Source organism: Streptomyces sp. NPDC050842 (assembly GCF_044456565.1).
In the GTDB taxonomy this organism is placed as follows: Bacteria; Actinomycetota; Actinomycetes; order Streptomycetales; family Streptomycetaceae; genus Streptomyces.
This window is the reverse complement of sequence record NZ_JBITGA010000004.1, coordinates 823,393-842,759: the sequence shown is the minus strand read 5'-3', so window position 1 is coordinate 842,759 and position 19,367 is coordinate 823,393. Positions and strand designations below refer to the sequence as shown.

At 72.6% G+C, this 19,367-nt stretch carries 14 protein-coding genes and 1 pseudogene; 6 read left to right on the top strand and 9 right to left on the bottom strand.

The window, feature by feature from the left end:
- On the bottom strand, positions 1-4,856 hold a 4,856-nt coding region (locus ACIBG6_RS16915), incomplete at its 3' end, for a beta-ketoacyl synthase N-terminal-like domain-containing protein (protein WP_399223344.1).
- Between the two features lie 838 nt (positions 4,857-5,694).
- Between ACIBG6_RS16915 and erm (ACIBG6_RS16910) the strand changes: the two genes are divergently transcribed.
- Complete coding sequence (erm, locus tag ACIBG6_RS16910; protein WP_399223343.1) at positions 5,695-6,687, top strand: 23S ribosomal RNA methyltransferase Erm; 993 nt, start codon at positions 5,695-5,697, stop codon at positions 6,685-6,687.
- Positions 6,688-7,020: 333 nt separating this feature from the next.
- On the opposite strand, the pseudogene erm (ACIBG6_RS16905) reads toward erm (ACIBG6_RS16910), so the two are convergent.
- The 3 genes and pseudogenes from erm (ACIBG6_RS16905) to ACIBG6_RS16895 form a co-directional block, all read right to left on the bottom strand.
- Positions 7,021-7,779: pseudogene (gene erm / locus ACIBG6_RS16905) on the bottom strand (23S ribosomal RNA methyltransferase Erm); the annotation flags it as partial.
- Positions 7,780-8,091: 312 nt separating this feature from the next.
- Positions 8,092-8,760, bottom strand: coding sequence for a peptide-methionine (S)-S-oxide reductase MsrA (msrA, locus tag ACIBG6_RS16900; RefSeq protein WP_399223342.1), 669 nt, complete (start codon positions 8,758-8,760; stop codon positions 8,092-8,094).
- A gap of 154 nt (positions 8,761-8,914) precedes the next feature.
- Positions 8,915-10,024, bottom strand: coding sequence for a hypothetical protein (locus ACIBG6_RS16895; protein WP_399223341.1), 1,110 nt, complete (start codon positions 10,022-10,024; stop codon positions 8,915-8,917).
- Positions 10,025-10,096: 72 nt separating this feature from the next.
- On the opposite strand from ACIBG6_RS16895, the gene ACIBG6_RS16890 reads away from it, so the two are divergent.
- Positions 10,097-11,251, top strand: coding sequence for a cystathionine gamma-synthase (locus ACIBG6_RS16890; protein WP_399223340.1), 1,155 nt, complete (start codon positions 10,097-10,099; stop codon positions 11,249-11,251).
- A gap of 97 nt (positions 11,252-11,348) precedes the next feature.
- Here ACIBG6_RS16890 and ACIBG6_RS16885 read toward each other — a convergent pair whose 3' ends face one another.
- The 4 genes from ACIBG6_RS16885 to ACIBG6_RS16870 all read right to left on the bottom strand — a co-directional run bounded on the left by ACIBG6_RS16885 (position 11,349) and on the right by ACIBG6_RS16870 (position 13,029).
- Complete coding sequence (locus tag ACIBG6_RS16885) at positions 11,349-11,540, bottom strand: DUF1059 domain-containing protein (protein WP_399223339.1); 192 nt, start codon at positions 11,538-11,540, stop codon at positions 11,349-11,351.
- Positions 11,541-11,586: 46 nt separating this feature from the next.
- Positions 11,587-11,838 (bottom strand): hypothetical protein, encoded by a 252-nt coding sequence (locus ACIBG6_RS16880; protein ID WP_399223338.1) that lies wholly within the window; start codon positions 11,836-11,838, stop codon positions 11,587-11,589.
- Positions 11,835-12,335, bottom strand: coding sequence for a sigma factor-like helix-turn-helix DNA-binding protein (locus ACIBG6_RS16875; protein ID WP_399223337.1), 501 nt, complete (start codon positions 12,333-12,335; stop codon positions 11,835-11,837). Before ACIBG6_RS16875 ends, ACIBG6_RS16880 begins: the two co-directional genes overlap by 4 nt.
- A 157-nt stretch (positions 12,336-12,492) precedes the next feature.
- Positions 12,493-13,029 (bottom strand): MarR family winged helix-turn-helix transcriptional regulator, encoded by a 537-nt coding sequence (locus ACIBG6_RS16870; protein WP_399223336.1) that lies wholly within the window; start codon positions 13,027-13,029, stop codon positions 12,493-12,495.
- A 149-nt stretch (positions 13,030-13,178) separates the two neighbouring features.
- On the opposite strand from ACIBG6_RS16870, the gene ilvA reads away from it, so the two are divergent.
- The 4 genes from ilvA (at position 13,179) to ACIBG6_RS16850 (ending at position 17,060) form a co-directional block, all read left to right on the top strand.
- Positions 13,179-14,408 carry a threonine ammonia-lyase gene (gene ilvA / locus ACIBG6_RS16865; protein WP_399223335.1) on the top strand — a complete coding sequence of 410 codons (1,230 nt, stop codon included), beginning with the start codon at positions 13,179-13,181 and terminating at the stop codon, positions 14,406-14,408.
- Positions 14,409-14,845: 437 nt separating this feature from the next.
- Positions 14,846-15,055, top strand: coding sequence for a hypothetical protein (locus ACIBG6_RS16860; protein ID WP_399223334.1), 210 nt, complete (start codon positions 14,846-14,848; stop codon positions 15,053-15,055).
- Positions 15,056-15,201: 146 nt separating this feature from the next.
- Positions 15,202-16,257: an ATP-binding cassette domain-containing protein gene (locus tag ACIBG6_RS16855; RefSeq protein WP_399223333.1), complete on the top strand. Its 1,056-nt coding sequence runs from the start codon at positions 15,202-15,204 to the stop codon at positions 16,255-16,257.
- Positions 16,254-17,060, top strand: a complete 807-nt coding sequence (locus tag ACIBG6_RS16850) for an ABC transporter permease (protein ID WP_329621480.1) — start codon at positions 16,254-16,256, stop codon at positions 17,058-17,060. The genes ACIBG6_RS16855 and ACIBG6_RS16850 overlap by 4 nt, the downstream gene beginning before the upstream one ends.
- Before the next feature lie 9 nt (positions 17,061-17,069).
- On the opposite strand, the gene ACIBG6_RS16845 is transcribed toward ACIBG6_RS16850, so the two are convergent.
- Positions 17,070-19,358 (bottom strand): protein kinase, encoded by a 2,289-nt coding sequence (locus tag ACIBG6_RS16845; RefSeq protein ID WP_399223332.1) that lies wholly within the window; start codon positions 19,356-19,358, stop codon positions 17,070-17,072.
- Between the last annotated feature and the right edge of the window lie 9 nt (positions 19,359-19,367).

The following is a 19,367-nucleotide window of genomic DNA, read 5'->3' as shown; positions in this document are numbered from 1 at the left end:
ACCATGACGGCGAAGGTGACGGGCTGGACGACGTCGACCCGCTCCAGGGTGGGCGCGCCGGGCGCCTGCCGGACGACGGCCTCAAGCGACCAGTCCACGTACGGGGCAAGTGCAGCTTCACACTCGGCCATGGCGGCGGCGAACTCCTCCGACACATCAAGGAGTTCGGCACCCATGCCGGCCCACTGCGTCCCCTGCCCCGGGAACACGAACGCCACCCGACCCAGGTCGGAGGCCGTCCCGCGTATCAGCCCTTCGGGATCGGCCAAGGTCTGCATGAGAACGTCCCGCCCGGCACCGACAGCGACGGCCCGGTGCTCGAACTCCGCACGCCCCTCGACGAGTACGCGTGCGACCGCACCGGTGTCCAGATCCGTACGGCTGTCCGCGTACGCGGCGAGCCGCCCGATCTGCGCGTCCAGCGCGGCCGGAGTCTTGGCGGACACCAGCCACGGCACCACACCGGCGGCCGACGACTCGTCGCCCGCCGGGCCCGCCGCTGCCTCGACAGCCGGGGCCTCCTCCAGCACCACATGCGCGTTCGTGCCGCTGATGCCGAACGACGACACCGCTGCTCGGCGCAGCCCGCCGTCGCCCTTCTCCGGCCACTCCATGGCCTCGGTGAGCAGCTCGACCGCGCCCGCCGACCAGTCGATCTGGTCCGACGGCTCGTCCACGTGCAGCGTCTTGGGCAGCAGCCCGTGGCGCATCGCCTGGACCATCTTGATGACGCCGGAGACACCGGCGGCTGCTTGGGTGTGTCCGATGTTGGACTTCAACGACCCGAGCCGCAGCGGCTGTTCGCCGTCCCGGCCCTGCCCGTACGTGGCGATCAGGGCCTGCGCCTCGATCGGGTCGCCGAGCCGCGTGCCCGTGCCGTGGGCCTCGACGACGTCCACGTCACCGGTCGTGAGGCGGGCGTCCGCCAGCGCGCGCCGGATCACGCGCTGCTGCGACGGCCCGTTCGGAGCCGTAAGACCATTGCTCGCACCGTCCTGGTTCACCGCGCTGCCGCGGACGACCGCGAGGACCTGGTGGCCGTTGCGGCGCGCGTCCGACAGGCGCTCGACGAGGAGGACGCCGACGCCCTCGGACCAGCTGGTGCCGTCCGCCGAAGCGGCGAAGGCCTTCGACCGGCCGTCCCCGGCCAGGCCGCGCTGCCGGCTGAACTCCACGAACATCCCGGGCGTGGGCATCACGGCCACGCCGCCGGCGAGGGCCATGTCGACCTCGCCCTTGCGCAGGGCCTGCACGGCGAGGTGCAGCGCGACCAGCGACGACGAACACGCCGTGTCCACCGTCAGGGCGGGGCCTTCCAAACCCAGCGTGTACGAGACGCGGCCCGACATCACACTGGCCGTGTTGCCGGTCAGCAGGTAGCCGTCGAGGCCCTCCCCGCCGTCCCGCAGGCTCGGCCCGTACTCGTGGGTCATCGCCCCGGTGAAGACGCCGACCTGCCGTCCCCGCAGGGAGGTCGGGTCGATCCCGGCGTCCTCGACGGCCTCCCAGGAGGTTTCGAGGAGGAGCCGCTGCTGCGGGTCCATGGCGAGGGCCTCGCGGGGGGAGATCCCGAAGAAGGCCGCGTCGAAACCGGCGACGTTCTCGATGAAGCCGCCCTGGCGGACGTACGACGTACCGGCGTGCTCGGGGTCCGGGTGGTACAGCCCCTCCACGTCCCACCCGCGGTCCTGCGGGAAGTCCGAGATCGCGTCCCCGCCGCCCGCCACCAGCCGCCACAGGTCCTCCGGCGAGGCGACACCGCCCGGCAGACGGCAGGCCATGCCCACGATCGCGACCGGCTCGTCGACGGCACCGGCCGCCGACGCCACCGGAGCCGACTCGGCACCGGCCGCCGCTGTCCCCAAGGCCTCCCCGTGCATCACGACGAGCAGCTGCTCCGCGAGCGTCTCGGGGGTGGGGAAGTCGAAGATCATGGACGGCGCCATCCGTACGCCGAAGGCGGCGTTGATCCGGTTGCGCAGGTCCACACCGGTCAAGGAGGTGCAACCGGCCTCACGGAAGGTCCGGTCGACCTCGATCCGCCCGCCGGACGCGTACCCCAGCACCTGGGCCGTCTGCGCCCGGACCTTGTCCAGGATCACGCGGAGCTGCTCGTCCCGGTCGAGCGCCGCCAGCTCGGCGGCCTCCGCACGGAGCACGGCGGGCCGGACCGGCAGGTCGGCCTCGGCCGCGGGGGCGAGCGCCTCGATCTCGCCCAGCCAGTGGCGCTCGGTCTGGAACGCGTACGTCGGGAGGTCGGGGTGCCGGCCGATGGTGGCCGGGAGGAGAGGGCTCCAGTCGACCGCGAGGCCGTTGGCCCATGCTTCGGCGAGGGAGGTGACGAGGCGGTCCTGGCCGCCGTTGTCGCGCCGCAGGGTCGCGAGACCGGTGACGGTGTCCGGCAGGGCCATGGTGAGGACGGGGTGGGCGCTGACCTCGACGAAGTGGGTGAAGCCCTCGTCCGTGGCGAGCGTCTCGACCGCCGGGGCGAAGCCGACGCGGTGGCGGAGGTTGCGGTACCAGTACGAGCCGTCCAGAGCGGGCTCGGTGATCCAGGCGCCTTCGAGCGTGGAGAAGAACGGCACCTGTGGCGCACGCGGGGTGAGCCCGGCGAGAACCTCGGCCAGTTCGCCCTCGATGCTCTCGACCTGCCGGCTGTGGGAGGCGTAGTCGACGGGAATGATCCGCGCACGGACCCCATCGGCCTCACACGCCCGCGCAAGCTCCTCGATCTGGGTCGGGTCACCGGAGACGACGGTGGCGGTGGGCCCGTTCACGGCGGCCACGGACAGCCCGTCGAAGGCGCCCAGCCGCTCCAGAACGGCGGCCTCGCTCAGCGCGAGGGAGAGCATGCCGCCCTTGCCCGCGAGGTGTGCGGCGATGGACTTGCTGCGCAGGGTCACGACCCGAGCGGCATCGTCGAGGCTCAGGGCTCCGGCGACGTATGCGGCGGCGATCTCGCCCTGCGAGTGCCCGACGACGGCCTGCGGCGTCACACCGTGGTGCTGCCAGACCTTGGCCAGGGAGACCATGACGGCGAAGGTGACGGGCTGGACGACGTCGACCCGCTCCAGCGTGGGCGCACCCGGAACCTGCCGGACGACGGCCTCAAGCGACCAGTCCACGTACGGGGCAAGTGCAGCTTCACACTCGGCCATGGCGGCGGCGAACTCCTCCGACACATCAAGGAGTTCAGCGCCCATCCCGGCCCACTGCGTCCCCTGCCCCGGGAACACGAACGCCACCCGGCCGACACCGGAAGCCACACCCCGGACCAGCCCCTCAGGAGCGGCCAGCGCCCCCGCGAGCTCGTCCCGCCCGGCACCGACCACGACCGCGCGGTGCTCGAACTCCGCACGACCACCGGCCAGTACGCGCGCCACCGCGCCCGCGTCCAGATCCGTACGGCTGTCCGTGTACGCGGCGAGCCGCCCGATCTGCGCGTCCAGCGCGGCCGGAGTCTTGGCGGACACCAGCCACGGCACCACACCGCCGACGACCGGCGGCCCGTCGACCGGGGTCTCCTCGACGTCCGGGGCCTCCTCCAGCACGACGTGCGCGTTCGTCCCGCCCATGCCGAACGAGGACACGCCGACGACCATCCGCTGTCCGTCGCGCTCCGGCTCCCACGGCAGGTACTCCGTGTTCACCCTGAGGTTCAGTGCCTCGAAGGGGATCGCCGGGTTCGGGGTCTCGTAGTTCAGGCTGGCGGGCAGTGCGCGGCCGCGGAGCGCCAGGACGGCCTTGATGAAGCCCGCGATCCCGGCCGCGCCCTCCAGGTGCCCGATGTTCGTCTTGACCGAGCCGACCAGGAGAGGCTGTCCGGCCGGGCGGCCGGTGCCGAGGGCGGCGCCGAGCGCCGCGGCCTCGATCGGGTCGCCCACGGGGGTGCCCGTGCCGTGCAGCTCGACGTACCGCACGTCGGCCGGCGCGGTCCCGGCCTGCGCGTGGGCCTCCCGCAGCACCGCCTCCTGCGCCTGCGCGTCGGGGGTCGTCATGCCCTTGGCGGCACCGCCGTTGTTGACGGCGCTGCCCCGGATCACGGCGAGCACCGGGTCGCCGTCGGCGATCGCCCGGGAGAGCCGCTTCAGGACGACGAAACCGCCGCCCTCACCGCGTACGTAGCCGTTCGCGCGCGCGTCGAAGGTGTAGGCGCGGCCGTCGGGGGAGAGGCCGCCGAACTTGCTCGCGCCGATGGTGCTGTCCGGCACCAGGTTGAGCGAGATGCCGCCGGCGAGCGCGAGCTCGGACTCGCCCCGCCGGAGGCTCTCGCACGCGAGGTGGACGGCGACGAGCGACGAGGACTGGCCGGAGTCGACGACCAGACTCGGGCCGCGGAGCCCGAGGGTGTACGAGAGCCGGTTCGCGATGATGCCCCGGTGGAGGCCGGTGACGGTGTGCGGGGTGATCGCGGCGGCGCCCTGGCGGTGCTTCAGGGTGGCGTAGTCGTCCCAGATGGCGCCGGCGAAGACGCCGGTACGGGTGCCGGCGAGCGAGGACGGGTCGATCCCGGCGCGCTCCAGGGCCTCCCAGCCCAGCTCCAGGGCGAGCCGCTGCTGCGGGTCCATCTCCGCGGCCTCGCGGGGCGAGATGCCGAAGAAGGCGGCGTCGAACCGGTCGACGTCCTCGATGAACCCGCCCCACCGGCTGTTCGTGCGGCCGGGGGCGGAGCGGTCCGGGTCGTAGAAGTCGCCCGTGTTCCAGCGGTCCGCGGGGACGTCGGTCACGGCCTGGCCGCCCGCCGTCAGGAGCTCCCAGAACTCTCTCGGGTCCCGGGCGCCGGGCACCCGGCAGGAGATGCCGACGACGGCGACGGGTTCCGCTGTGCCGTGCGCGGAACCGGCGTCGTTCGACACGGACACGAATTCCTCGGACTCACTCTTGGACACTGTCGACATCTCTCCACGAATCAATTCGGCGCGCACATCACCGGTGGGAAGGCAGGAGAGAAGCAGTGCTCCGCACGATCAGGGCCGGCAGGGGGCAACCCCCGTCGGACCCGGACTTCCCCCATGTCCCACGCTGCCGCCCCACGCCCTGTCACCGGTGTTCTCGCGCCGGTCCTGGTAATTCCGGCTGAAGACATCCCGGCTCCGTTTCCGGAAGCCGCGCTTTCACCCAACCTCAGGGCACCCCCCCTATGCTCCCCCTACGTTCCCCCTATACCTGGCGTCGACCCCAGGCCACGGGTGTCCGGCGGGGCCCCGGACCCCCCTTGTCGGGGTGTCCGGGGGTGGCGCCCGCCGCATGCGCGGTCCCCATGGTGTCGCGCCGACTCCCGCTCTATACCAATGGTCGGGAAATCCACGCCAGGTAAAGGGAGGGGTAACGGCTGTTCCCGGGGGAATGGCTTGATTTCACCCCCGACATGACATAGTTCGGCCTCGGCGGCGGGAGCGGCCGACGAGCGGCGGCCTCAACCCGACCCCACTGGGGGCTCGTTGGACGGCCCCCGCGCGACAGGCCTCCAGGGCCCCCCAATACCACTCCGCCGCACCTCACTTGGGGGGCAACGCCCCTGCGGCACCCCTCGCGCCCCCTTCCGTGAGCCGCTCGGACCGCCCTCTCGTCCCGCTCCCAACTCCCGTGCGGAGAGCCGTCAGTACGTCAACTCGCTCTCCTGTCAGGCGACGGACCGTGAGGTATGGTCCGTGCCAAGTCCATTGACCACGGCAGCCAGGGAGGGGATCGTTCATGGCAGTGCGCGACTCCATACCGAAACGAGCGGATCGCGACGCCCTCCGCCGCGAATTAGGGCAGAACTTTCTCCAGGACGACAGAGCCGTGCGCAATCTCGTCCGGCAGGTCGAGGGGGACGGGAGACACGTTCTCGAAATCGGCCCCGGAAAAGGCGCGATCACCGAGGAGCTGCTGCACTCCTTCGACACCGTGACGGCAGTGGAGATGGACCCGCACTGGGCCGCGTACATACGGAAGAAGTTCGACGGGAAAAGGGTCACCGTATTCCAAGGTGATTTCCTCGACTTCCGTTTTCCGAGCGAGATCGACACCGTCGTCGGAAACGTCCCCTTCGGTATCACGACCCAGATCCTCCGGTGTCTTCTGGAATCGACGAACTGGCAGTCCGCGGCCCTGATAGTGCAGTGGGAGGTCGCCCGTAAACGCGCCGGTCGCAGCGGCGGATCGCTGCTCACGACCTCCTGGGCCCCGTGGTACGAGTTCACGCTCCACGACCGCGTCCGCGCCACGTCGTTCCGTCCTATGCCCAGCGTCGACGGCGGCATCCTGACGATCAGGCGGCGCCCCCAGCCTCTGCTGCCGGAGAGCGCGAGCCGCGCCTTCCAGCAGTTCGCCGAAGCCGTCTTCACCGGCCCCGGACGCGGCCTCGCCGAGATCCTCCGGCGCCACATCCCCAAACGGACCTATCGCTCCCTCGCCGACCGCCACGGAATTCCGGACGGCGGACTGCCGAAGGACCTGACGCTCACCCAATGGATCGCCCTTTTCGAGGCTTCCCAGCCGGGGTACGCGCCGGGGGCGACCGGCGCGCGCATGCCCGCCCAGGACCGTGGCGGCAGGGAGTACGAGCCCGAGGCGAACAGGACCCCCCGCAGATTCGGCCCCACGCGCGGCGGCGACCCCTGCGCGCCCCGCGCACAGGTCCGTCAGACGAAGGGACGCCAGGGCGCGCGAGGCTCGTCGTACGGACGCCGCACGGGCAGATAACCGCCCCGCAGCCCCGCACGCAGCCCCCGCCACCCCCCTCCCGCCGTTCACGAGCGGGAGGGGAGCGGGAGAAATCGCAGAGACGAGCATCGGACACGGGCGGATCGGAAACGGATCAGGCACAGGTCAGGAGCCCTCCGGCCGGCCCCTGCCCCGCCCCTGCTCGGTCCCGGTGGAGCTCCGTACGACGCGTCCCCGGCCGCGCCGCGCCTGCGACACGCCCCGACGACTCGCGGAGCCCCGCCCGCCCGGGTGACCGGCCCCTGCCCTGGCCGACCCGAACGACCCGGCCGTGCCGCCACCCGTACCGCCGAGGGCGCCGTCGGCCGTACCGCCGGTCAGCTCCCACAGCGACGCCCACTGGCCCGGCTTGAGATCCTTCGGCAGCGCGTGCGGCGAGATCTCGTTCCTCAGCAGCCACGCCCCCAGGTCCCGCTGCGAGATCCGCCCGGTACGCCGCAGGATCTCCTTCAGCCCGTTGCCCTTGCCGGTGAACACCTGGCGTACGAAGTCCTGGTACGTCTTCACCTGGCCCACGAGCGGCGCCGACCGCCGCCGGATCGCCAGGACCCCTCCGTCCACGCCCGGCATCGGCCGGAAGGCGCGCGCGGGGACCCGGGAGTGCAGGTCGAACTCGTACCAGGGAGCCCAGCTGGCCGTCAGCAGGGTCGACCCGCCGACGCCGGCCCTGCGGCGGGCGACCTCCCACTGGACGAGGAGGACGGCTGTGTGCCAGTGCTGGGCGTCGAGCAGCCGCCGCATGATCGCCGTCGTCAGATGGAAGGGGACGTTGCCGACGACCACGTGCGGGTTGCGCGGCAGCGGGTAGTGCAGGAAGTCGTGGTGCACCACGGTCACGTGACCGGGAGTGCGGACGCCGAGGCGCTGCGCCCGCCGGCCGTCGAGCTCGACGGCGGTGATCGGCCTGCCGTGCCTGCTCAGCGGGAGGGTCAGGGCGCCGTCACCGGGACCGATCTCCAGTATCGGACCCTTGGTCCTGGCCACCAGGCCGTCGATCTCGTCGATGACGGACCGGTCGACGAGGAAGTTCTGGCCGAGCTCGTGTCGGCCGCCCTGCGGGGAATATGGCATGAGTCTGCTCCGCGAAACCGTTCGGAGCCGGAGCAGCACGAAGAGCCGCACCGGCGGGACCCGGAAGCGGAGGGCCTGAACGAACGCGAGAGCGCGAGTGCCGACGCAGGAGTGCGAGGACGCGCGGAGAGTGAGACGCGTGAAGAGGGGCCCGCCGCTAGGAGCGGCGCAGCCTCATGTAACGGGCCTGAGCGTGGCAGAACTGCATGGCGCCAGGGTAACACCGCCGCAAACCGACCCCGTTGAGGTTTCCCGGGGCCCCGACGCCCCCGCCGCCATCGGCGGAGGCATCGAGGGAGGCACCGGCCGGGCTCACACGCCCGGCGCCTCGGCGACGCCGATCGGGCAGGAGACACCGGTGCCGCCGATTCCGCAGTAGCCGCCAGGGTTGCGGTCCAGATACTGCTGGTGGTACGCCTCGGCCGGATAGAACGGGCGCTCCTCGTCCGCCGGCAGGACGTGTGTGGTGATCTCGCCGTAGCCGGAGCTCGCGAGGACCTTCTGGTACGCCGCGCGGGAGGCCTCGGCCTGCTCGGCCTGGGCCGGGCTGTGCGTGTAGACGGCGGAGCGGTACTGGGTGCCCACGTCGTTGCCCTGGCGGAAGCCCTGCGTCGGGTCGTGGGACTCCCAGAAGAGCTTCAGGAGGGACGCGTACGACACCTTCGACGGGTCGAAGACGACCCGGACGACCTCGGTGTGGCCGGTCAGACCGGAGCACACCTCCTCGTACGCCGGGTTCGGCGTGATGCCGCCCTGGTAGCCGACGAGGGTCGTCCAGACGCCCTCGGTCTGCCAGAACTTGCGCTCGGCACCCCAGAAACAGCCCAGGGCGAAGTCGGCGACCTCGAGACCCTCGGGGTAGGGGCCGAGGAGCGGGTTGCCGAGGACCGTGTGGCGATCCGGGACGGAGAACTCCGGCTCCGGGCGGCCGCGCAGGGCCTGCTCGGGGGTGGGGAGGACGGGGGTGCGGGACAGGAACATGCTGCATCTCTCCTCGACGTCGGCAGTCCTCACAACAAGGGAGGGCCGGAAGGGATTCCCCTCCCGGCCCTGCGCAGTCCCGCCCCGCCTCGGCGCGGCAGATCAGTGCGGCAGATCAGTGCGGCGGATCAGCGCGGCAGATCAGCGCCTCGCCTCAGCGCGGCAGCGTCACCGGGCTGCCGCCGTTCGCCTCGTACCCCGCCACCGCCAGGTTCCGGAAGACCGTGTACTCCGCCGCCGGGTCCCCGCTCAGCGTCCACGGCACCGCGCCGACGTGCCCGTCGACGTGCACCAGCTGCTGCATGGCCTCGCCCCAGCGCTCGCCGCGCACCAGGAACCAGACGAGCAGGTGCCGGACGTGCGCGAGCATCGGGTCCTCGGGCCGGGCCGAGTGGACCGCGTACAGCGCGCCCTCCGTCGCCTTGCTCACCACGGCCGTACGGAAGAAGTCCTGCACGAGCACCACGTCCGGCACGTGCTCGTACACCGCGAACAGCGGCAGCGCCGCGAGCAGCGAGCCCCGCGGGGCACGCGCCGCGGCCGTCGTCGCGAAGTGGTCGGCCTCCTCGCGCGAACCGTGCCACTTCTCGCACCAGTAGTGCAGGGCCGCCAGATGCGCCCCCATGTGCTGCGGAGCGCGGTCGATGACCTTCGCCCACACCTGGTCGAACTGCTCGTGGCCATAGCCGAGGCCACGCGCCACGGCCAGCTGCGTGATGTACGGGACGGGGTCGCCGGGCGCGAGCAGCGCCGCCTCCTCGGTGACCTTCAGCCCCTCCTCCAGGATGATCCGGAAGTCGTCGGTCCCGGCCGACGAGGAACGCCATGCCTGCTGCACCAGGAACTCGCCGTGCACGGCCGCGCCGCCCGCGTCCTTCGGCGCGTCCGCCCGCCAGGCCCGCAGCCACGCCCCGCCCACACCGGGCCGCTCCTGGAGTTCGAGGGAGGCGGCGCCCGCGAAGGCCTGGACCCGCTGCCAGCGCACCTCGCCGTCCTTGTCGGTCTCGGCGAGCAGCCGCGACGCGGCCCGCCAGTCCTGGGTGGCCTGGACGACGTCGAGCACGTGGAGAAGGTCCTCGTCGGCCCCCGGCAGCCGTACGTCCTGCTCCTCCTGCCGTACGAAGCCGTACGCCTCCGGGTCCGCCGCGTCCGGTGCGCCCGGCGCGACCTGTCGGATCCCGACACCACCCCTGCGGCGGCGCAGGTAGGGGCCGAGGATGCTGACCAGCAGCACCAGCGCGATCAGGAACCAGAGAATCTCCATGCGTCCATTGTCCAGGACACCCGGTGAGACGAACGAAGCGGCGGGGGGCGCTCAGGACTACGCTCCTCACTCATGAGCGACCAGCACTCTCACCAGAGCTTCGAGACCCGCGCGATCCACGCGGGCAACACCGCCGACCCGCTGACCGGCGCGGTCGTCCCGCCCATCTACCAGGTGTCCACCTACAAGCAGGACGGCGTGGGCGGGCTGCGCGGCGGATACGAGTACAGCCGCAGCGCGAACCCGACCCGTACCGCCCTGGAGGAGAACCTGGCGGCCCTGGAGGGCGGCCGGCGCGGTCTCGCCTTCGCCTCCGGGCTCGCCGCCGAGGACTGCCTGCTCCGCACGCTCCTCGCGCCCGGCGACCACGTGGTCATCCCGAACGACGCCTACGGCGGCACCTTCCGGCTCTTCGCCAAGGTCGTGCAGCGCTGGGGCGTGGACTTCTCGGTGGCGAACACCTCCGACATCGACTCGGTGCGGGACGCCGTCAACGACCGTACGAAGCTGATCTGGGTCGAGACCCCCTCGAACCCGCTTCTCGGCATCACCGACATCGAGGCCGTCGCGGGCGTCGCCCGCCAGGCCGGCGTGAAGCTCGTCGTCGACAACACCTTCGCCTCGCCCTACCTCCAGCAGCCGCTGGCGCTCGGCGCGGACGTCGTCGTGCACTCGCTCACCAAGTACATGGGCGGCCACTCGGACGTCGTCGGCGGCGCGCTCGTGACGGCCGACGAGGCGCTCGGCGAGGAGCTCGCGTACCACCAGAACGCGATGGGCGCGGTCGCCGGACCGTTCGACTCGTGGATCGTGCTCCGCGGCATCAAGACGCTCGCCGTCCGTATGGACCGCCACAGCGAGAACGCCGCGAAGATCGTCGAGATGCTGGCCCAGCACCCGAAGGTCACCCAGGTCCTCTACCCGGGCCTGCCGGAGCACCCGGGGCACGAGGTCGCGGCCAAGCAGATGCGGTCCTTCGGCGGCATGATCTCCTTCCGCGTGCAGGGCGGCGAGGACGCGGCGGTCGAGGTCTGCAACCGCGCGCAGCTCTTCACCCTCGGCGAGTCCCTGGGCGGTGTCGAGTCCCTCATCGAGCACCCGGGCCGCATGACGCACGCGAGCGTCGCGGGCTCCGCCCTGGAGGTCCCGGCCGACCTCGTCCGCCTCTCGGTGGGCATCGAGAACGTCGAGGACCTCCTGGCGGACCTCCGCCAGGCCCTGGGCTAGCCGCAAGCCGCCGGCCGCTGACCGTTGGCTGACACCGGTACGGAGGGTCCGGGTCCCGTCACGGGCCCGGGCCCTCCGTCGCTCGGCTCGGCTCGGCTCAGGTCCCGGGCAGCGGGTCCTTCAGCGCGGCCCGCACCTCCGCGCGGAGTTCGAGTGTGTCCGTGTGCTCATGCACGGACACCATGTGCTCGACGGCGGCCCGGAGGACCTCCTCCTCCTCGCCCGAGATGTAGAGCGAGCAGCCGGAGACGCTCGGGGTGTCCCGGCAGTCCGTTGCTTTCCTGGCCATGGCGACCTCCAGTCGGCCCCTCCTCCAGGCTAGGCCGAGCGTCGCGTCACCACCCTTCGAGCGGTGGCGTCGTCTGCGCGGGCGGGACCTCCCACGGACGTTCCACCGACGCCCACACCACGAACGCGAACACGGCGACGGCGAACAGGCCCCACAGCACCCGGCGCGCCATCCGGTCCCGGCGCGCCCGCCGCGACCCGCGCTCCACGGCCTGTACGGCGAGATCCGCGGGGACCGGCGGGTGCGGGGTGTCCAGCATCCGCCGGACCGCCGCCTCCTTGTCCTCGTGCCGGGTCACGCGGCGATCTCCCGACCGGGACCAGCCGGCCCCTGGGAGGCGGCGGCCGTGCCGCGCGCCGCGGCCCGGAGCGCGGCGACCGAGCGTGCGCAGACGGCGCGGACGCGTGCCTCGGAGAGTCCGAGCAGGGCCGCGACCTGCTCCTCGGCCACCCCTTCGTACAGCCGCAGCACGACGACGAGACGTTCCTGCGGGCCGAGCGCGGCCAGCGGACCGTGTCCGCCGTGGTGCCGCCACGCGGTGCGGGCGAAGCGGGCGGCGAGATCGCGGCGCGTGAGGTCGTACGGGTCCTCGTCACGCAACCGCGCCCACACCGCGTACGTATGGGCGAGGGCGGCGCCCAGCAGCGCCCTGGCGTGGGGGTTGGCCGTACGGGACTCGGCGGTGAGCAGGGTCGAGGCATGCAGCAACCGCCCCGCCGCCCCGGCCACGAACGCCTCGAACTCCCGGGTGCGGTGGGCCTGTTCGCTGCCAGGTCCGATCCGATGCTCGCGCACCCCCTCATAGGAGGGCAGCGCGCGGCCGGGGTCAAGACCCGCGGCTCAAGAGGCTCGGCTCACGACCTGCGGCTCAAGCGGCCCGGCTCACGACCTGCGGCTCAAGCGGCCCGGCTCACGACCCGCGGGCCAAGAGGCTCGGCTCACGCCCCTCGGCTCAAGAGGCCGGCGCGGACTCCGCCGACGAACCCCCGGACGCGGTGCCCGGGTGGCCCGTGTGCGCCGACTGCCGTACGGACAGGGCGGTGTTGAAGCGCGTGAGCAGCGTGCAGAAGGACTCGCGCTCGGCCTGCGTCCAGCCGTCCGTGACCTCCACCATCAGCTGGCGGCGCGAGGAGCGGACCTCCTCCAGGCGGGCGAGGCCGCGCGGCGACAGCTGGAGCACGACCGCGCGCCCGTCCTCCGGGTGCGAGGTCCGCTTGACGAGGCCCGTGTCGACGAGCGGGGCGACCTGCCGGGTGACCGTGGACGAGTCGATCCCCATGCCCGCCGCGAGCGCCTTGACACCCATCGGCCCTTCCTGGTCCAGCCGGTTGAGGAGGAGGTAGGCGGCCCGGTCCATCGAGTTGCGGAGCTGTCCCGTTCCGCCGAGGCGGGTCTGCTCGGCCCGGCGGGCGAAGACGGCCACCTGGTGCTGGAGGGCGTCGAGGAGACCGGGGTCGAGCTCAGTCGTCATGTCCTGAGATGTGGGCATGGCTGTGGGTCTCTCTCGTGCGGGGGTGGTCGGTCGGTGGGGGACAGAGTACGCGGACCCGAGGGGGTCCGTACCGGGGCTGCGCAAACCGGATTCGGCGCCCGCCCGCCGAGCGGCCACGAGGGCGGTGAGCTGCGAGACTTGCTGTCATGAGCTTCCGTACGCGAGACCCCTTGCACCACCTCATGCTGGACGACGTGCGCGGGGCGCAGAAGATGCTGTCCGGGGTGGCCCGGGTGACCGCGATGGAGGGCAGCCGTCATCTGTCGTCGCTGGTGGGGGCGCCGGTCCAGCTCAAGTGCGAGAACCTCCAGCGGACCGGTTCCTTCAAGCTGCGCGGGGCGTACGTACGGATCTCCGGGCTGCGGCCCGAGGAGCGGGCCGCGGGGGTCGTCGCCGCCTCGGCGGGCAACCACGCGCAGGGCGTCGCGCTCGCGTCGAAGCTGCTCGGCGTGCACGCGACGGTCTTCATGCCGGTCGGCGCCCCGCTGCCGAAGGTCGCGGCCACCCGGGAGTACGGCGCCGAGGTCCGGATGCACGGCCACGTCGTCGACGAGACGCTGGCGGCGGCGGAGGAGTACGCGCGGGAGACGGGCGCGGTCTTCATCCACCCCTTCGACCACCCCGACATCATCGCGGGGCAGGGCACGGTCGGCCTGGAGATCCTGGAGCAGTGCCCGGAGGTCCGGACGATCCTCGTGGGCATCGGCGGCGGCGGTCTCGCGGCCGGCGTGGGGCTCGCGGTGAAGTCGCTGCGCCCGGACGTGAAGGTGATCGGCGTACAGGCGGAGGGCGCGGCCGCGTACCCGCCGTCGCTGGCCGCCGGGCATCCGGTGGTGATCGACTCGCCGGCGACGATGGCGGACGGGATCAAGGTGGGGCGGCCGGGCGACGTGCCGTTCGCCCTGGTCCAGGAGTACGTGGACGAGGTCCGTACCGTCTCCGAGGACGACCTGTCGTCGGCGCTGCTGCTCTGCCTTGAGCGGGCCAAAATGCTCGTCGAACCGGCCGGCGCGAGCCCGGTGGCGGCCCTCCTCGCCGACCCGGCGGCCTTCCAGGGGCCCGTCGTCGCGATCCTGTCGGGCGGGAACGTCGACCCGCTGCTCCTCCAGCGGATCCTGCGGCACGGCATGGCCGCCGGGGGCCGCTATCTGAGCCTGCGGCTGCGGGTGACGGACCGGCCGGGCGCGCTCGCGACGCTGCTCGCGGTCCTCACGGTGGTCGACGCGAACGTCCTCGACGTGAGCCATGTGCGGACGGATCCGCGCCTGGGTCTGACCGAGGCGGAGGTCGAGCTGCACCTGGAGACGAAGGGCCCGGAGCACTGCCGGGAGGTCGAGGAGGCGCTGCGGGACGCGGGCTACACGGTCCTCGGCTGACCCCCGGGCCGCGCCGGTCGCGGCCCACCCGCTGCGCGAGACGTCCGTCGGCCTGCGGGAGCTGGGCGTCGGCCCGGAGCCGGGGCTGGTGGAACCGCGCCGCCGGATCCTGACGCTCGACCCGGCGCTCACCGCGCCACAGCCCGCAGCGGAACCACACCCGGGCGCGAGCGGGAGCACGGACCCGAGCCCGCCCCCGCCCCCGAGTCCGAGCGAGCCCCACCCCTCGCCCGCCGCCGACACCCACCCCGTACCGCACCAACTCCCCTCCTCTCCGCCGACTTCACCGGCAGGGAGCAGGAGCTCGACCGCATCGTCGGGGAGCTGACCGCGACCGACCGCCCGACGGGGCGACGACGAGAGGGCGGTGGAGGACCGGCTGGAGGCGCTGGTCGACGCCCACCTCCTGGAGTCCCCCGCGCCGGGCGCCTCGCCCTGTGGTGCCTGCGCGACTGCGCGGGGCGGGCCGCCCGGCGGAGGCGGTCGAGGCGTACCGGCGCGCGCTCGCCCTCCAGCGGCTGGGCGGGGACCAGCGCAGCGACCGGGCCGAGGCCGAGGCCTGCTGGGGGAAGGCGCTCCGCTGGATGGAACGCCTCGGCGACCAGGGCAGGACCGTCGGCCTGCGCAAGCGTCTGGCGGGGGCGTAAGGAAGGTCGGAGCGCACTAGGGGGCGCACGCAGGGGCGCACTCGACTCCATGATCATGTGGCGCGAATCACAAATCCACTGGGCGAGGACCGCCCGGCAAACCTAGGATCGGTAGGAAACGCCCGAATCTCCCTGGGAGAACCCACATGCCAGGCGCGATCTACGCCGAGGGTCTGGTGAAGACCTTCGGTGACGTACGAGCTCTGGACGGCGTCGATCTCGACGTACCCGAGGGCACTGTCCTGGGCCTGCTCGGCCCGAACGGCGCGGGGAAGACCACCACCGTGCGCGTGCTGACGACGCTCCTCCAGCCCGACAGCGGCAGGGCCGTCGTCGCCGGAATCGACGTCCTCAAGCATCCCGAACAGGTCCGCCGCTCGATCGGCCTCTCCGGCCAGTTCGCCGCGGTCGACGAGTACCTCACCGGCCGCGAGAACCTCCAGATGGTCGGCCAGCTGTACCAGATGAAGGCGAAGGCGGCGAAGGTACGGGCCGACGAACTGCTCGACCGGTTCCGGCTCACGGACGCCGCCGACCGCACCGCCAAGACGTACTCCGGCGGCATGCGCCGGCGCCTCGACCTCGCGGCGGCCCTCGTCGTCTCCCCGCCGGTCATGTTCATGGACGAACCGACGACCGGCCTCGACCCCCGGAACCGCCAGGCACTGTGGGAGGTCATCAAGGAACTCGTCGCGGGGGGTACGACGCTGCTCCTCACCACGCAGTACCTGGAGGAGGCCGACCACCTCGCCCACGACATCTGCGTCGTCGACCAGGGCAAGGTCATCGCACGCGGCACCTCCGACCAGCTCAAGGCCCAGACGGGCGGCGAGCGCGTCGAGGTCGTCGTCCACGAACCGGCGATGATCGCGGGCGCCCGCGACGTCCTCGCCCGCTACGGCATCGCGGGCAGGGGACAGGCCGAGGTCTCCGTAGAGGACCACACCCGCAAGCTCACCGTCCCCGTCTCCGGCGGCGCCAAGCTGCTCGCCGAGGTCATCCGCGACCTGGACGCCGTCGGCGTCGAGATCGACGACATCGGCCTGCGGCGCCCCACCCTCGACGACGTCTTCATCTCCCTCACCGGCCACGCGGCCGCACTGACGGAGGAGGAGAACGGCGGGCCGCCCCCGGAGGACGGCCGTGACGGTCGTGACGGCCGTGGCCGTGGCCGTGACCTGACGAAGGAGACGGCCAAGTGAGCACCGTGAACGACTCCCTGGTCATCGCCCGGCGCAACCTCATCCGCATGACCCGGATCCCCGAGATGATCCTGTTCGGGCTGATCCAGCCGGTGATGTTCGTGATCCTCTTCACGTACGTCTTCGGCGGCTCCATGAGCATCGGAGGCAGCACCGACCCGGACGTCTACAAGAACTTCCTGATGGCGGGCATCTTCGCGCAGACCGTCACCTTCGCCACGGCCGGCGCGGGCGCGGGCATCGCGGACGACATGCACAAGGGCCTCATCGACCGCTTCCGCTCCCTGCCCATGGCGCGCGGCGCGGTCCTCACCGGCCGCACCCTCGCCGACCTCGTCCAGACCGCGCTGACCCTGTTCGTCCTCGCGATCGTCGCGCTGATCATCGGCTGGCGCCCGGGCTACGCGGCACCGACCAACTTCGGGAAGATCATGGCGGGCTTCGCCCTCCTTCTCCTCCTGGGCTACGCCTTCACCTGGATCGGCGCCCTCATCGGCCTCTCGGTCCGCACTCCGGAGGCGGCGACGTCCGGCGGCCTCATCTGGCTCTTCCCGGTCACGTTCATCTCGAACGCGTTCGTGGACTCCAGCCAGATGCCGTCCTGGCTCCAGCCCATCGCCGAGTGGAACCCGTTCAGCGCCACCGTGCAGGCCTGCCGCAAACTCTTCGGCGACCCGGGCGTCTCCCCGTCCGACGCCTGGCCGATGCAGAACCCGGTATGGGCGTCGCTGATCTACTCGATCCTGATCGTCGCGATCTTCCGCACGCTCTCGGTCCGCAAGTACCGCCGCGCGGACGGCTGACCGCCCCGCTCAGGGCAGATACCCGGAGACGACGAGGCCGTTGGGGAGGGCGAGGAACACCGCCCCTCCGGCGGCCAGCACGTCTCCGGCCGCCTGCGGCAGGGGGAAGCTGTCGGGCAGGTTGGGGTCGTAGTACTCCACGTCACTGTCGTCGGAAGGACCGGAGGCCGGAATGGAGGCGACCCTCGTCGTGCTCGCGACCACGACCCGGTCGCCCGCGAGGTACACCCGCTGCCCGGAGTGCCCCGACGACCGCCAGCGCTCGCGGCCGCTCTCCAGGTCGTACGTGACGACGTCACTGCCCGCTTCGACGACGGCGACGAGCCCGTCCGCGTTCACGGCGGGCCCGGCCGAGACCTGGCTGCCCAGCGTGCGGCGCAGCGTGAGCGTCGCGGGGTCGAGGACACCGACGGTGCCGTCCTGCCGCCCCGAGCACAGCACGCTGCCGCTCTTCTCGTGGACGGTGAAGTCCCCGCAGACCTCCGTCCCCCGCGCGGTCTCCTTGCCCGTACGGACGTCCAGGGCCACCGGTACGACGCCGAGCGGGACGAAGACCCGCCCGGCCGCCACGACCGGCTGCTCCGGCAGCGCGTCGAGCGGCGTCCGCCACAGCTCCTCGCCGTCGGCGAGCCGTACGGCGGTGGCGAGGCCGGTCCGCTCGTCGCGCACGTTGATGTACGTGGAGTAGAGGACCCCGTCCAGCAGGTCCGTCCCCTTCACGGCCCAGTCGCCCCCGGGCCCCGGGATCCGGTTCCGCTCCTTGCCGTCCAGGACCCCGTAGGCGACGACCCCGTCCGGCCCCGTGACGTACGCGGTGTCGCCGACGACCGCCGGATACTGGGCGCCGCTGCGCAGCCCCTCGCCCCGCCCCGGCACCTTCCACAGCTGCTTGCCGTCCGCCGCGCTCAGCCCGGTGACCGCGCCGCCGGACCCGGGGCAGACCAGGACCTTCGGGGAGAGCGCGCAGGTGCCGCTGCCCGGCTCCACCTCGGTGGTCCACGGCGACCACTCGGCCGGGCGGTACGCGCGGTCCGTGCCGGCCGTGCCGAAGTCGTTGGTGTGCCCCTCGCCGCCGTACGGCAGGACGACCTGGCTCAGCGTCTGCGGAGCCGGAGCTCCCGACGACGTGCCGGGGGCCGTGCTGGGCGCCCCCGCGACCCCACCGGCCGAACTACCGTCCCCGTCGGTCCGGTTGAGCAGCACCACACCCACCGTCGCGAGCACAGCCACGGCCACCGCCCCGGCCACGACAGCGCCCCAGCGCCGCCGGGATCGAGCCGGCGCGGCGGTCGGTGCCACCGGCCGGTCCGTCATCGCGGTGGGGGAGTACGGAACGACAGGCCCGAGCGTCGGCAGGTCGGCGACGCCCGCACCCGAGGCCGCGACTTCCCCGACCTGCCGGGCGGCCTCCCCGTACTCGGCGAGCAGCGACAGCACCCCGCCGGGCCAGGGAATGACCGCGGGAGCGCCCCCGCCGCCGCCGAGCAGGACCACCAGCTCCTCCGCCGACGGCCGTTCCGCCGGGTCGAGCCGCAGACAACGCTCCACGACCGTCCGCAACTCCTCCGGAACCCCGGACAGTTCGGCGTCGGCGCGGGTGATCCGATAGATCACCGCGGCCATCTCGTCATCATGGAACGGCCCTAGGCCACTCGCGGCGAACGCGAGCACCGCACCCAGACAGAAGACATCCGACGCGGGCACCACCGCCCGGCTCCCCACCAGATGCTCGGGCGACATGAACCCGGGAGAGCCGATCACGAGCCCGGTCGAGGTCAGCGCCGTCGCCTCGAAGGCCTGGGCGATGCCGAAGTCGATCAGCTTCGGCCCCGCCGCGCCGAGCAGGACGTTCGCGGGCTTGAGGTCCCGGTGCAGCACCTTCACCCGGTGCACGTCCGCCAGGGCCGTGGCGAGCGCGACCCCCAGGGCCCGCACGGCCGCCACGGGCAGCGCGCCCGACCGCACGACGGCCTCGGCGAGCGACGGCCCCGGCACGTACTCCGTCGCCAGCCACGGCGAGGGCGCGTCGGCGTCGGCGTCGACGAGCCGCGCCACCCCCGGCCCGTCCACGGTCCGCGCCGCCGCGATCTCCCGCCGGAAGCGGGTCCGGAAGTCCCCGTCGACCTCCAGGTCCTCCCGCACGGTCTTCACGGCGACCATCCGGTACGGATCGGCCGTCGGCGCGTCGGCCCGGCAGGCGAGATGCACCTCGCCCATGCCGCCCGCCCCGATCCGGGCGAGCAGCCGGTAGGGGCCGACGAGCCGCGGGGGCTGTCCCGAGGGCAGAGCTTCCAGCACCGAACAGGT

What these genes read in the sequence shown, in the direction of transcription:
- erm (WP_399223343.1), top strand. Translation starts at nt 5,695, where the DNA reads ATGGCAGTGCGCGACTCCATACCGAAACGAGCGGATCGCGACGCCCTC.
- msrA (WP_399223342.1), bottom strand. Translation starts at nt 8,760, where the DNA reads ATGTTCCTGTCCCGCACCCCCGTCCTCCCCACCCCCGAGCAGGCCCTG.
- ACIBG6_RS16895 (WP_399223341.1), bottom strand. Translation starts at nt 10,024, where the DNA reads ATGGAGATTCTCTGGTTCCTGATCGCGCTGGTGCTGCTGGTCAGCATC.
- ACIBG6_RS16890 (WP_399223340.1), top strand. Translation starts at nt 10,097, where the DNA reads ATGAGCGACCAGCACTCTCACCAGAGCTTCGAGACCCGCGCGATCCAC.
- ACIBG6_RS16885 (WP_399223339.1), bottom strand. Translation starts at nt 11,540, where the DNA reads ATGGCCAGGAAAGCAACGGACTGCCGGGACACCCCGAGCGTCTCCGGC.
- ACIBG6_RS16870 (WP_399223336.1), bottom strand. Translation starts at nt 13,029, where the DNA reads ATGCCCACATCTCAGGACATGACGACTGAGCTCGACCCCGGTCTCCTC.
- ilvA (WP_399223335.1), top strand. Translation starts at nt 13,179, where the DNA reads ATGAGCTTCCGTACGCGAGACCCCTTGCACCACCTCATGCTGGACGAC.
- ACIBG6_RS16855 (WP_399223333.1), top strand. Translation starts at nt 15,202, where the DNA reads ATGCCAGGCGCGATCTACGCCGAGGGTCTGGTGAAGACCTTCGGTGAC.